Origin of the sequence: Nitrosophilus alvini (assembly GCF_015100395.1) — a bacterium.
Taxonomy (GTDB): Bacteria; Campylobacterota; Campylobacteria; order Campylobacterales; family Nitratiruptoraceae; genus Nitrosophilus; species Nitrosophilus alvini.
Genome location: NZ_AP022847.1, coordinates 97,387 through 110,757 on the forward strand (window position 1 = coordinate 97,387; position 13,371 = coordinate 110,757).

16 protein-coding genes are annotated in these 13,371 nt (G+C 39.2%); 14 read left to right on the forward strand and 2 right to left on the reverse strand.

All coding sequences use genetic code 11. From position 1 onward, the window contains the following. Positions 1-27: 27 nt before the first annotated feature. Positions 28-564, reverse strand: coding sequence for a thiol peroxidase Prx-SUH (gene prx-suh, locus EPR_RS00555; protein WP_200763020.1), 537 nt, complete (start codon positions 562-564; stop codon positions 28-30). A 117-nt stretch (positions 565-681) separates the two neighbouring features. On the opposite strand from prx-suh, the gene EPR_RS00560 reads away from it, so the two are divergent. From EPR_RS00560 to EPR_RS00605, 10 genes are all read left to right on the forward strand, one after another. After that, positions 682-1,605: a cation diffusion facilitator family transporter gene (locus EPR_RS00560; protein WP_200763022.1), complete on the forward strand. Its 924-nt coding sequence runs from the start codon at positions 682-684 to the stop codon at positions 1,603-1,605. A gap of 127 nt (positions 1,606-1,732) precedes the next feature. Continuing rightward, entirely contained in the window at positions 1,733-2,404 is a 672-nt protein-coding gene (locus tag EPR_RS00565) for a DUF4198 domain-containing protein (protein ID WP_200763024.1), read from the forward strand. Continuing rightward, the gene (locus EPR_RS00570) at positions 2,401-2,817 is read left to right on the forward strand and encodes a hypothetical protein (RefSeq protein ID WP_200763026.1); all 417 of its coding nucleotides are present in this window, start codon (positions 2,401-2,403) and stop codon (positions 2,815-2,817) included. Before EPR_RS00565 ends, EPR_RS00570 begins: the two co-directional genes overlap by 4 nt. Continuing rightward, entirely contained in the window at positions 2,814-3,788 is a 975-nt protein-coding gene (locus EPR_RS00575) for a transporter (RefSeq protein ID WP_200763028.1), read from the forward strand. The genes EPR_RS00570 and EPR_RS00575 overlap by 4 nt, the downstream gene beginning before the upstream one ends. An 8-nt stretch (positions 3,789-3,796) precedes the next feature. Next, positions 3,797-4,441, forward strand: a complete 645-nt coding sequence (locus EPR_RS00580) for an energy-coupling factor ABC transporter permease (RefSeq protein WP_200763030.1) — start codon at positions 3,797-3,799, stop codon at positions 4,439-4,441. 247 nt (positions 4,442-4,688) lie between these two features. Further along, entirely contained in the window at positions 4,689-4,976 is a 288-nt protein-coding gene (locus tag EPR_RS00585) for a hypothetical protein (protein WP_200763032.1), read from the forward strand. Continuing rightward, a complete protein-coding gene (locus tag EPR_RS00590) occupies positions 4,969-5,751 on the forward strand; it encodes an energy-coupling factor ABC transporter ATP-binding protein (protein WP_234697183.1) in 783 nt (260 codons plus the stop codon). Before EPR_RS00585 ends, EPR_RS00590 begins: the two co-directional genes overlap by 8 nt. 148 nt (positions 5,752-5,899) lie before the next feature. Further along, positions 5,900-6,502: a TetR/AcrR family transcriptional regulator gene (locus tag EPR_RS00595; protein ID WP_200763035.1), complete on the forward strand. Its 603-nt coding sequence runs from the start codon at positions 5,900-5,902 to the stop codon at positions 6,500-6,502. Then, a complete protein-coding gene (locus EPR_RS00600) occupies positions 6,474-7,388 on the forward strand; it encodes an NADH-quinone oxidoreductase subunit B family protein (protein WP_200763037.1) in 915 nt (304 codons plus the stop codon). The genes EPR_RS00595 and EPR_RS00600 overlap by 29 nt, the downstream gene beginning before the upstream one ends. Further along, entirely contained in the window at positions 7,366-8,673 is a 1,308-nt protein-coding gene (locus tag EPR_RS00605) for a nickel-dependent hydrogenase large subunit (RefSeq protein ID WP_234697184.1), read from the forward strand. Before EPR_RS00600 ends, EPR_RS00605 begins: the two co-directional genes overlap by 23 nt. A 12-nt stretch (positions 8,674-8,685) precedes the next feature. Here EPR_RS00605 and rpsU read toward each other — a convergent pair whose 3' ends face one another. Continuing rightward, entirely contained in the window at positions 8,686-8,898 is a 213-nt protein-coding gene (gene rpsU / locus EPR_RS00610; RefSeq protein WP_200763047.1) for a 30S ribosomal protein S21, read from the reverse strand. A gap of 248 nt (positions 8,899-9,146) precedes the next feature. On the opposite strand from rpsU, the gene EPR_RS00615 reads away from it, so the two are divergent. From EPR_RS00615 to EPR_RS00630, 4 genes are read left to right on the forward strand one after another with little or no spacing between them, the layout of a single operon-like run. Beyond that, positions 9,147-10,382: a hydrogenase small subunit gene (locus EPR_RS00615; protein ID WP_200763049.1), complete on the forward strand. Its 1,236-nt coding sequence runs from the start codon at positions 9,147-9,149 to the stop codon at positions 10,380-10,382. Further along, positions 10,379-12,109, forward strand: coding sequence for a nickel-dependent hydrogenase large subunit (locus EPR_RS00620; RefSeq protein ID WP_200763051.1), 1,731 nt, complete (start codon positions 10,379-10,381; stop codon positions 12,107-12,109). The genes EPR_RS00615 and EPR_RS00620 overlap by 4 nt, the downstream gene beginning before the upstream one ends. A 13-nt stretch (positions 12,110-12,122) precedes the next feature. Further along, complete coding sequence (locus EPR_RS00625; RefSeq protein ID WP_200763053.1) at positions 12,123-12,827, forward strand: cytochrome b/b6 domain-containing protein; 705 nt, start codon at positions 12,123-12,125, stop codon at positions 12,825-12,827. Next, positions 12,824-13,369, forward strand: a complete 546-nt coding sequence (locus tag EPR_RS00630) for a HyaD/HybD family hydrogenase maturation endopeptidase (RefSeq protein ID WP_200763055.1) — start codon at positions 12,824-12,826, stop codon at positions 13,367-13,369. The genes EPR_RS00625 and EPR_RS00630 overlap by 4 nt, the downstream gene beginning before the upstream one ends. Positions 13,370-13,371 lie beyond the last annotated feature (2 nt).

A 13,371-nucleotide genomic window follows, 5' to 3' on the forward strand; every position in this document is an offset into this window, starting at 1 on the left:
ACCAAAAAGGAGTATTTTAAAAATTGATTATTGACAAGTTCCGCAGCAGCTTGTAGAAGTAGCCGCTCTTGCAGCTTCGAGAACCTCGTCATAATTTGGCTCTTCTGTGATTTCGGGAACGATCTGCTTATATACGATCACACCGTTTACGTCTATTATGAATATCGCTCTTGCAGTTAGACCGGCAAGAGGACCTTCGGCTATAAGAACTCCGTAAGCGTTTGCGAAATCTTTGTTTCTAAAATCACTTCCGACTTTGAGATTTTCTATCCCTTCGGTAGTACAGAATCTTTTCATAGCAAATGGAAGGTCCATAGATACTACGATTACTTCCGCATTTTCAATCTTTGCTGCCTCTTCGTTAAATTTTCTCGTCTCAGCGGCACAAACATCTGTATCGAGTGAAGGAACTGCTACGACGATCTGGGCACATCCTTTCTGTCCGCCAATTTGAATATCTTCAAGATCTTTTCCTACAACGTGTACTACGGGAGCCACGTCTCCTACATTTACTTCATTTCCAGCCAATTTTACTTCGTTGCCTTTAAGTTTTGTTGTTGCCATATTTTTTCCTTTCAAAATAATTAGTAACCCCTATTATAGTTAAGCAGGATAAAAACTCTCTTAATTAATCTTTTTATAAATATTAATAATTTTACACACAGAGGATATAATGATAAAATGTTTGTCAAACAGAGAGGCGGAAGATGTGATATGGGAGATATAAAAAGAAAAAGAAGAGTGATTTTCTGGGTTTTGATATTCAATCTGGCAATCGTAATATCAGAGATTTTTGCCGGAGTTGTAAGTAACTCTCTTGCGCTTCTTTCAGACGCTTTTCATAATGCTTCAGATATGTTCTCTCTTGTTATCGCATATATCGCAATTCTTTTTTCACAGAAGCTTCCTACAAAGAGACTGACTTACGGTTATATCAAGATAGAGTCCATAGCTGGGTTTGTAAATGCTCTGTTTCTTCTTTTGATGATGATCTATATTGCTTTTGAGGCGGTTTTGAAGTTCATAACTCCTGAAAAATCAGATGCTGTATGGATGATATGGGTAGCGCTGATAGCGTTTGTCGCAAATGTCTTATCTGCACTTTTTCTGAACAGTATAAGAGAGAACAGAGAAAACGATGTAAACATAAAAGCCGCAACTCTTCATATGGTGAGTGATGCGGCAATCTCTTTGGGTGTTGTTTTGGGAGGAGCCGCCATCTATATATGGAATATTCACTGGATGGATCCGGCTCTTTCGCTTCTGTTCTCTTTTTTCATAGGAATGGAAGCCTTCAAAGTTATCAAAAAAGCCTTTTTTCAGATACTCGACTCAAATCCGGCCGATATGGATAAAATTGTAAGTGTAATCAAAAGTTTTAAAAATGTAGAGGATGTACACGACGTACATATATGGGAACCTGGAAGAGGTGAGGTTTACCTTACCGCTCATTTTGTATACAAAGAGGATACAAGCTTCAAAAACATAGACGAACTGGTCAAAAAAATGGAGGAGAAGCTCAAAAGCGAGGGGATAACCCATGCGGTTTTGCAGCCGGAGCTCAAGGCTTGCAAAATGGGAGGTTCCGTTATCCACAGATCCTGATATTTTCTTCTTAAAGCGATTGAATAAATATTTAGTCCCAAAAATATACAAGAACTGCATTTTTTTATCTATCGGTTAACTTCTTTTGATTAAAATATGAATCATCATTCACCAAAGAGGAGATTTTATGAAAAAAACCGTACTTTTTCTACTCCCCTTTATGCTTTTTGGACACGATATATGGATAGAGAAAAATGAGCAGGGATATCAGCTTAACTACGGACATCTGCATCCCTCATCGGAGCACGCCGGCAAAAAAACGATCGAGTACAACCCTGAAAATATAAAAGAGATTGTTTGTGAAAAAGAGGGAAAAATCGAAAAAATCGAAAATACACGGAGTTATCCCCTTGTTATAAAAGATAAATGTGATGCACTATTTATATATATGGATAACGGTTATTTTACAAAGACGCCGTACGGTACAAAAAATCTTCCCAAAAACGAAGTAAAAATGGCTCTTAAAAGCTGGAGAAGTTTTGAAAGTGTTAAAAGAATTGAGAAAAATTCAAAAAAATCGATTGGAAAAGGTTTGGAGATCCTTTTGCTAAACGATGTGAAAAAGGTTGGTGACAAAGCAAGGCTGCTGATACTCTTTGACGGGCGGCCTGTTGAAGGAGCTGTTGTGGCTTACGATGATAAGCCAAGAGGACAAAGCGGGGTTGACGGAAGGGTGAATATCAGAGTCAAAAGAAGCGGCCTTCAAAATATCAAAGCGACTTTAAGAAAAAAGTGTGATGACAACAGATGTGATGAGGTGGTATATACAACCACACTGAATATAGAGGTGGCTGAATGAAAAGAGTGTTGATTTTGCTTATTTTTTCATTATCACTTTTCGCACATGATCTGCATCATAAAGTTCTCAATCAAGAAGCTGTTGTTGTGGCGTTTTCTTTTGGAGGAGAGGGAGATTTTTCATATCAGTCCTATGAAGTTTATGCCCCAAAAAGCGATATACCATTTGCAGTGGGCAGGAGTGACAAACTCTCAAGGGTGGTTTTCATACCGGATCGCAAAGGAGAGTGGAGGGTAAAAGTTATGAGCGAAGACGGGCATGGGGCGGAAATCAAAGTCGTAATCGATAAAGAGTTTGGCGTAAAAGAGTATTCGCAGAGTTTTTTTGAGAGATTTCAGAAAATTTTCGTAGGGGTCGCATTGATTTTCGGGATTTTTGGATTACTGACCATAATAAAAAGGAGGAAAAATTGAAAAAAGTTTTGGTTTGTGCCGCTTTTACAACCTCATCGCTTTTTGCACATCACGGAGTCGCATCGCTGGGTGTTGCTGGACTTGAAGGGCCAGGTGCGCCTGTTGAGACTACAAGCTCTGCCACACTGCCTGAAGGAAAGTATCTGGCCTATATGAAACTGGACTATGCGTCATATGAAAATTATACTCCTGTCATAGATGATGAGACAGATAAGAGTTACTACTGGATGTACGGTTTGGGATATGGCTTTACGCCTTATTTGAGCGGATATGTTTTTGCGCCTTACTATACAAAGAGGATTGAAAACGGTGAGGAGACAAGCGGCTTTCACGATATAAATCTTATGGGAGTACTCGGATTTAAATATGATGAAGGTTTTATACTAACGCCGTCCAATGAGAGTCTTGACGATCTTGAAGACTGGCATTTTACTCTTTTTGCAAATCTCACTTTGCCTACCGGAAACAGTGAACTTAAAAAACCAGACGGCAGCCTTTATGATGCGGGTATGCAACTTAGCTTCGGAGAGGCTTCGTATATGATAGGGATGAGTGCGACAAAATGGTTCGGGAATGAGTGGACATTTGTAGCCGATACATCGTATAACACTTTTACGGAGCATACATACAGCGATGGGACAAGAGTAAAATTTGCCGATGAGATAAGGATCAACGGCGCTTTGACATACAAACTTTATACCAATGTGAAAAAGAGACTTAGAGTAGATGCAAATCTGGAAGCCAACTTTTTGCATCTGGGACGTGACAAAGAAAACGGCATACCGCAGGAGGCTACCGGCGGAGATATCTTATACAATACGGCAGGTTTCAGGGTTTTTTACAACAATGTAAGCGCCGCTGTCGGATTAAAAGTTCCCGTATGGACAAAGCTTAACGAAGAGGATCTGCAGCAGGGCAGTGAGGGGAAAGAAGACTATAGAGTGATTTTCAGTTTTTCAACACTCTTTTAGGAGGATAGATGCATATACCAGACGGTTTCATTTCGCCCCTTACATATATGCCGGCATATGCCGCAACGGTAACATTATGGTACGTTACTTATACAAAAACGAAACTCGATAGCGACAAGATCTCATTTCTTGCGGCTCTTTCTGCACTCAGTTTTGTTTTTATGATGATAGCTGTGCCGCTTCCGGGAGGAACGTCGGCGCATCTTAGCGGAGTTGCTCTGCTTAGTATAGTATTTGGACCGTGGCTCGGCTTTGCCGCCATATCTATGGTACTTGTTATAGAGGCGCTCTTTTTTGGTGAGGGCGGAGTGACCACTCTTGGTATAAATGTTCTGGCAATTGGTTTCATAGGCTGTTTCAGTTCATATTATGTTTACAGGTTTTTAAAAAAAATAAATGAAAATATCGCTCTTTTCTTGGCAGGCTGGTTCGGCATGAATATGCCGGCACTTTTTGTAGCTGCTGTTTTGGGACTGCAGCCTCTGATAGCATCGGCAGAGGGAAAACCTCTGTTTTTTCCATTTGATATTGAAACGACAGTAGCGGCGCTTATGATACCCCACGCGTTGATTGGTATAGTTGAAGGTGTGGTTACAGTCGTTTTATACAGGTTTCTGAGAAAAAATTTCAAAGTGATATTTGATGAAAGATAGAGTGCTTTTTTTTGCATATTTGGGATTGCTTGTTTTTTTTACATCAATACATGAAGAGTACCTTCTTTTATCTGCATTGGTGATATTTTTCCTATTTTCAGGAAAAAATTTTTTATATTTGGTAAAAAAGACATTTAAATCTATTATCATTTTCACTTCGATTGTCTCCCTCTCGTATATGATAATGGGCTTTTTCCGAAATATAGATTATAATTTTCTGATATTGTTCAATATTAGGGTATTTCTTTTGACGTATTTGACCTTTTTTATTCTTGAGAAGATAAATATATTCAAAGCGCTCTCTTTTTCAAAAAGCTTATCTTCGCTTGTTGCACTCTCCTTTTCGCAGATAAATATATTTAGAAGAAGTTTTTCGGATTTTTGGATGGGACTAAAGTCGAGACAGGCGGTTTTTAGTTATACTGATTGGCTAAAATCGGTAAAATCGGCAGTTTTCTTTTTTTTAAACAAAACACTTCACAGTAGCCGCGATATTTCAGCCGGTATGAAAAGCAGGGGATTTTTTGATGATTGAGCTAATAGATGTAAACTTTGACTATACAGATTTCAAAGGTGAGAAAAAAGAGCTACTTAAAGATATAAGTTTCAAGATAGATGAGAAAGAGAGAGTTGTACTTTTGGGAATAAACGGAAGCGGAAAATCCACTCTTCTTAAGATCCTAGATGCTCTTGTTTTTCCAAAATCGGGCAGTTACTTTTATAAAGGTACTAAAATAGGGAAAAGAGGCTTTAAAAAGATATCGCGCAGTTTCAGAAAAGAGGTTGCTTTTTTGATGCAGGACCCCAATATGCTACTTTTCAATGCTACTGTAAAAGAAGAGATAGAGTTTGGATTGAGACAGTTCGGTTTTGATGATATTGAAAGCAGGGTGGTAGATATCGCAAAAAGATTCGGGCTTGAAAAATATCTGGATATTCCACCCTTTTATCTGAGCGGAGGCGAGAAACAAAGAGTAGCCTTAGCTTCGCTCATTGCGATTGAGCCTGAAGTTCTTCTGATGGATGAGCCTTCGGCAAATCTGGATCCTCCTACCACCGGATGGCTGGTAGACCTGTTAAACGATATGGATATAACAACGGTTATATCAACGCACAATCTAAGCCTTGCACCTGAGTTTGGAGATAGAGTTCTTGTGCTTTCAGATGAGCACAGACTTATATTTGACGGTTCTTTGGAAGAGTTTGTGGAAAACAGAGAACTCATGATGGAAGCTAAACTTCTGCATAAACACAGACATAAACACGGACCGGTAGAGCATACCCATTTTCATCTGCATGACTGGGAATAGACTCTAATAAATACGATTAGTTATTCATAGCTTATTAGTGTTCCCTCGGTCTTAAAAAGTATAGCGGTTATAACAACTTTAGACAGGTCGATATTTTTTGAACTTTTAAATCATTTTTTGATACTATAAAAATAAAAAAAGGATTTCAGTGGCAAGGGTATCCAAGGAAGAGAGAAGAGAAGAGATCATAAATACGGCTCTGAGACTTTTCTCAAAAAAAGGATTTTACAATACTACAATGCCTGAGATTGCAAAAGAGCTGGGTATGAGCGTTGGTAATCTTTATAACTACTTTCATTCAAAAGAGGCATTGGCAAAAGAGATCATTATCTATACATCTGAACTTCTTGGCAGTGAGTTGAGGAAGATAAATGATCTTGATATATCTTCAAAAGAGAAGATAAAGAAGTTTGTGGAAGTGTATTTTAAAATAGCTCAGGAAAGACCGGAGATGATAGAGTACTTTCTACGTGTCTATCTCTCAAACAGAGAAGTTTTCAAAGAGGGATGTGAAGGCATGATATGTATCTCTGCATTTGTTACCGAAATAATGATATTTTTTGAAGAAGGTGTAAGAAAAGGGGAGCTTAGAGACCAGGATTTTTTCAGCGCATTCGGTCTTTTTATGGGTTATCTGGGGGGAATGGTATTTTTAAAAGGCGAAGGTATTTTGCCTAACGGACTGGACTACTATATAGACGATATATCGGAAAATATCCACTATGCACTCTCCTACGGCGCAAAAGGCTAAAATTATCTGGTTGCAGGGAGTTACCTGTAACGGCAACACTCACTCGTTTCTCAACTATGAAGGTTTTGAGAGATTTTTCCAAAGATATGATCTGCTTTATCATCCGCTGTTCGATACGGAGCTTGGTATAAACGATCTGTCAAAATTTGAAGAAAATTTCGATTTTCTGATACTTGAAGGTGCGGTAACCGGTAATGAGGAGTTTAAAAGAGGCAAAACCTCTTTTGCTAAACTTTTTGAAAAATTGGCAAAAAAAGCCAGGTATATTTTAGCTGCCGGAAGTTGTGCCTCCTACGGCGGCGTTTTTAAAGAGTATGATCCGGAAAATATAACCGGAATTGTATTTGATAAAGAGAGTAAGAGAGGTATTTTCAAAGAGTATGAGAACAAAACAGTTAATATTCCAGGTTGCCCCCTTCATCCTGAATGGTTAATCACCGTTCTTGATATGTTAAGTATAGGAAAAATGCCGCATCTTGACGAATATCTCCGGCCAAAAGAGCTATATGCCTATCTTGCGCATGATGGATGTATAAGAAATGAGTATTTCGAATGGAAGATAGATGTCAAAGATTTTGGATATAAGGAGGGCTGTCTTTATTATGAACATGGTTGCAGGGGGCCTATGACACACGCAAGTTGCAATAAAATATTGTGGAACAGTGTCAGTTCCAAAACCATGGCAGGAATGCCCTGTATAGGATGTACCGAGCCCGACTTTCCTAAAACAGAGCTTTTTGAAACAAAAAAATATATGTCTATTCCTGCCGAACTTCCGTTTGGCATCCCCAAAAGAGCATATCTTACAGTTACCGGTATAACAAAAGCTTTTAAGATAGATAGACTTGAAAAGAGATTGATTGATGATAGTAAAAGAGATAATTGAACGGATTGAAGGCGAAGCCGAACTCGATTTTACCTATAAAAATGGAATAATAGAAAATGTAAAGATAAAATTTCCGCATTTTAGGGGAATGGAGCATATTATCGAAGGAAAATCTGCTATGGATGCTCTGGTAATTACCCCAAGGGTATGCGGTATATGCGGCCATGCCCATCTAATAGCTGCAACAAGGGCTATGGAAGACCTTTACAAAAACAGTTCAAATGATATAGAGATAACAAAAAAAGCCTCCGATATAAGAGAGATAACACTTAATTGCGAAATTATCCAAAATCACATCAAATGGTTTTACTTTGTTATGTATCCTTTGATAAGATCAATCCAAAAAGGTAGTCAAGAGTTTATATCTCTTAAGAATAAAAAATTTTTCGAAGCACAAAAAGCAGTTGTCCAAATATCCAAAATAATAGCGCTTTTCGGCGGACAGTGGCCTCATACCTCTTATGCACTTCCAGGTGGTGTTATGTGTGATCCCACATATGTTGAAATTGTCCAGGCTTTATCTTTTCTGGATGAAGTTTACGGCTTTTTTGAGAAAAATATTTTTTCTGACGGTGTAGAAGCTTTTTTGAGTTGTTCCAATAGTGAACTGATTTCAAAAGATGGTGATATATCGCTGTTTGTAAAAAATGCCTATGAACAATCTTATGAGAAAATAGGCAGAAGTTATGACAGATTTATCGTTTTTGGCGAAAACTCTCTTTTTAAATCTGGAAAAGTATTAACAACGATAGTATATCCGGTAAAAACGAAATATGTAACAGAAAAAACTCAAACATTTACATATTCTAAAAATGTATATTACAAAGATAAATTTTATGAAACGGGACCTCTCGCAAGACAGATGCTTTTAAAGCAGCCTTTAGTAAGAGAGTTTCATAGAAAACTAAAAGACTCGGCTATAACAAGGATTGTAGCGAGAGTTGCGGAAACTGCTCTGCTTCTTCAAAAGACAAGAGATCTGCTGAAATGTCTTGATATAGATGCTCCTTCATACATAAGACCCAAAAAGAATATCCATAAAATTTCCGGTTCGGGCATCGGTGTAGTTGAAGCGGCAAGAGGATCGCTCATACACAAAATAGAGATAAAAGAGGGGCTTGTAAAAAAATATGAGATTATAACACCGACTCAATGGAATCTAGGAAACGGTACAAAAAAATGTCCGGGCGTTGCGCAAAAAGCTATGATAGGGTTGAAAGATAAAAAACTTGCAGAGTTTGTTTTCAGATCCTTTGATATCTGTTCTGTATGTACTACCCATTGATGACGGAAGCCGTTACATTCTGGCTTCCAGTCTTCGAAGCATCCATATCCGCCTAAGCATTTTTTTGCGGGCTTTGAGTTTCTCTTTTTTTCGTCGCTCTGTCGGCGGTTCGTAAAACCTTCTCGCCCTTGCCTCTGTAACAATCAGGTTTCTGTCAACCTGCTTTTTGAACTTTCTGTAAGCCTCTTCAAAAGATTCGTTAGGTTGCACTATGATGCCTGGCATCAACGACTCCTTTAACGAAAAATGTGAAGAAATTGGACGAAATTATAACATAAAGGATATCGTTTTCTCATTGCTTTGTTTATTATATAGCTATAAAAATCCATAATATAAAACGATATTATTAATAATAAGAAATAAAACTATAAAAAAATAGAATAATTAATATTTAATAAATTTATACTTTAATTTATTTCTATATAAGAGAATTTATTATACCATTTTGAATGAACATTCATTTGGAGGGTATTATGCTTGACAAAAGAGAGGCATTAAAGAGAGTATTTACTGCAAAAAGCAGCAGGATTGACACAAATAGAGGTGAAGCCTATTATGAAGCTTTGTGGCAAAAATGCAGAGCCAGGCTTGATGAACTTAAAAAAATGGCTCCCCGTACAAAAGTCGATCTGAGTGAAGTGCTTGAAGATGAAGGGCTTACCAGAAGGGATTTTATGAAATGGGCTAGTGCCGCTACAGCAATGCTAATGCTACCTGCCTCATTTACTCCTCTTGTTGCAGAAGCTGCCGAACTTATGAACAGAGTTCCCGTTATTTGGCTGGAACTTCAGGATTGTGCCGGCAACTCAGAAGCTCTTCTTAGAAGCGACGGGCCTAAAATAGATGAAATTATACTCGATATTATCAGCTTGGAATTCCACGAGACTCTTATGGCGGCAGCGGGTCATCAGGCTGAAGAGCAGCTTCATGATGCAATGGAGCATTTCAAAGGGAAATATCTTCTTTTTGTTGAAGGCGCCATACCTCTGGCAAATGGTGGAATTTACGGAACAATCGGACCTAGTGGAGAGACTTTTGAAGAGCATCTAAAAAGGGTGGCCAAAGATGCAGCGGCAATTGTAGCAGTGGGTACTTGTGCAACATTTGGTGGAGTTCCCGCAGCTGCACCGAATCCTACGGGTGCAGTGGGTGTTATGGATATAATAAACGGAAAACCGATTATCAATATTCCCGCTTGTCCTGCAAACCCGGCAAATATGGTAGGAGTTATTTTACATTTTGTTCTTACCGGTCAGATTCCGGAACTTGACTCTCTCCTTAGACCCAAATTTGCTTTCGGTTACAGAATTCATGATAACTGTGAAAGAAGAGCGCACTTTGATGCAGGCGAGTTTGTAGAGGAGTGGGGAGATGAGGGTGCTAAAAACAACTGGTGTCTTTATAAAGTAGGCTGTAAAGGTCCTATGACATTCAATAACTGTTCTATTGTCAGATACAACGAGGCTGTTAACTGGCCTATAGGTGCCGGACATGGATGTATAGGTTGCAGTGAGCCTGATTTTTGGGATAAATATGCATATGAAAGACCTATGGCAGATGCGAATATAAAAGCTCCCACTGGCGGAGTGGAAAAAACAGTTGATGAGTTTGGTCTAGGAGTTTTAACTGCAACTGCGGTAGGTATAGGTATCCATGCAGCGGCGAGCGTTTTGGCCGGCAAAAAATCTGACGAGGGAGAAAAACAATGAGCAAACATATTGTAGTTGATCCTATTACAAGAATAGAAGGACATCTTAGAATTGAAGCGATTATAGATGATAACAACACTATTGTTGATGCATACAGTTCCTCAACGATGTTCAGAGGAATCGAAGAGATACTAAGAGGCAGAGACCCCAGGGATTGCGGCCTTTTGGCTATGAGGATATGCGGAGTATGTACAGGAACCCATTATCAAAGGAGTATTGAAGCGGTTGAACATGCATTTGGCATTACAATACCTAAAAATGCAAGAATTGTCAGAAACCTTATACAGGGCTCTTTGTATGTTCATGACCATGTGGTACATTTTTACCATCTTCACGCTCTAGATTGGGTTGATATTACAAAAGCGCTTGAAGCGGATCCAAAAAAGACGGTTGACGAAGCTTTCAAATGGGCCAAAGTCGCTGGAGTCAATCCATGGGTTGCAGATGCTGCCAAGTTTGGCGAAGTTCAGGAAAGACTGAAAAAATTTGTAAAACAGGGACGTCTGGGACCTTTTGCGAAAGCATACTGGGGGAATCCACATTACAAACTGACGCCGGAACAAAATCTCCTTGCGGTAACCCATTATCTGCAGGCACTTGACCTTCAAAGAGATGCTGCGAAGATGATGGCCGTATTCGGAGGAAAACAGCCGCATCCACAAAGCATTGTAGTTGGCGGTGTAACTTGTGTGCAGGATATCAAAAATCCGGCGAGAATAGGACTTTTTAAAGATTTGCTGATGAATTTCAGAAAATTTATCAAGCAGGCGTATCTTCCTGATATCTATATGGCCGGAACAATGTATGCGGATGAGGCTCTTGATGGAACGGGAGGAGGTCTTAAAAGCTTTCTTTCATACGGAGATTTCAGACTTGACGATACAGGATTTTACAACTCTGCGCTCCTGTTTCCAAGCGGTGTAGTTCTAAATGGGGATTTGAGCAGGGTTTATGAGTTTGACCAAAACAAAGTTACAGAAGACGTAACACACGCCTGGTATGAGGGAGATAAACCTCTGCATCCTTTTGATGGAGAAACTATTCCTAAATATACCGGTTTTGGTAAAAAAGAGGGAGGTATCGCATATCTAAATACAAAAGAGAAATACAGCTGGATAAAATCGCCTATTTATGACGATCACAGAGTTGAGGTAGGACCGCTTGCAAGAATGGTGGTCGGAGTTGCAAAAGGAGATAAAAGAATCAGCGAATATGTGACAAGATTCCTTAAGAACGGAAATCTTCCTACAAAAGTTCTCTTTTCTACTGTGGGAAGAACGGCGGCAAGAGCGATTGAGACAGAACTCATGGCTGATATAATGGTAGAATGGACTGATGAACTTGCTAAAAATGTAGCTTCGGGAGATCTTTCAACCTGGACTGAATTTGACTTTGACAAAGTAAGCAAAGATGCCCAAGGATATGGACTGGCGGAAGCTCCAAGAGGTGCGCTTGGACACTGGGTGAAGATAAAAGATGGAAAAGTTGCGAACTATCAGACAGTTGTTCCCTCTACGTGGAATGCGGGTCCAAGAGACTATAAAGACAGAATGGGTGCATATGAGGCGAGTCTGATTGGAACAAAAGTAGCAAATCCCGAAGAGCCTCTCGAAATTTTAAGAACAATTCACAGCTTTGACCCATGTATTGCATGTGCGGTGCATCTGATTGATACTAAAGGAAGAGAGCTGGGAGTTTACAAAGTAGATACTTCCTGTGCAATCTGACAAGGAGCGGCAAATGAAAGCAGGATATAAAAAAGTAGAGCGAATGACTCGCTCTATGCGCATTATTCACTGGATAAACGTTATCAGTGTTGTAGCTGCTGTTATAACCGGTTTATATATCGGCCATCCCTACTATCAGAGTTTTATAGCCGATCCGGCTGTGGATAAATATGTAATGGCGTGGAACAGATGGGTACATTTTATAGGTGCGATTTTGCTAGATGTTACATCTATTGTAGTAGCGTATCTTTATTTTTTCAGTCGATTTGAGAAGCCTTATAAAAAGATAATCCCTACCGGCAAAAATGTTAAAGAGTTTATCGAAGTTGTGTTAAATCTTATAACGCTTAACAGAAGAAAAAACTTTGATTCCAGTCACAGTGACAGTTTCAATGTTGTCTATTTTACAATATTGCATCTGATGCTAGTGTGGATGCTTTTGACGGGTTTGCAGCTATATGTACACGGACTTGCATCCGGACACAGCTCTATAGGGGACTGGTGGCCGTGGCTTCTGCATTTTGCTACCGACTGGACTATATATGCAACAGGCGGGTCGCTTATGGATGTGAGGATTTCACATCACTATACATGCTGGTGGATAGTCGCATGGGTAATCTTCCATGTCTACTATCAGATATGGCGTACTATATACTGGAGAGAGGGCGATATGGCTATCGTATTTGGCGGCTATAAATTTGCAAAAGATGAAAAATGAAAAACATAGTTGTCGTTGGTGTAGGCAATATACTCTTTATGGACGAAGGAGTGGGAGTATATGCTGCAAAATATCTAAGGGAGAATTTCTCTTTCTCCCCCGATATCGAGATAATTGACGGTGGAACTCTCGGTTTTAAACTGATGACATACTATCAGACATATGACAAAGTGATAATTCTTGATACTGTTTCTGTCAAAGATGAACCCGGTTCTGTTTACAATATGCCCAGCGATGTTCTTATGGGACTTGGAAGTTATCGTCAGACAGCCCACGAAGTCGAGGTAGTGGAGATGTTAGAGATCTGTTCGATGCTTGACAAAATGGCCGAGGTAAATATAATAGGCATAATTCCTGAAGATATTGAGAGCGTAAAGATCGATCTTACGGAAAAACTCAAAAAATCTTTTAAACCGTTCATAAATGAAGTGATAAAAGAGCTTGAAAAAAGCGGGGTAGTAACTACAAAACATGAAAAAGAAACAGTGCTTGAAGAGATTATAGCTGACTACAACTCACCTTCTCACAAACTTCTTTATTAATA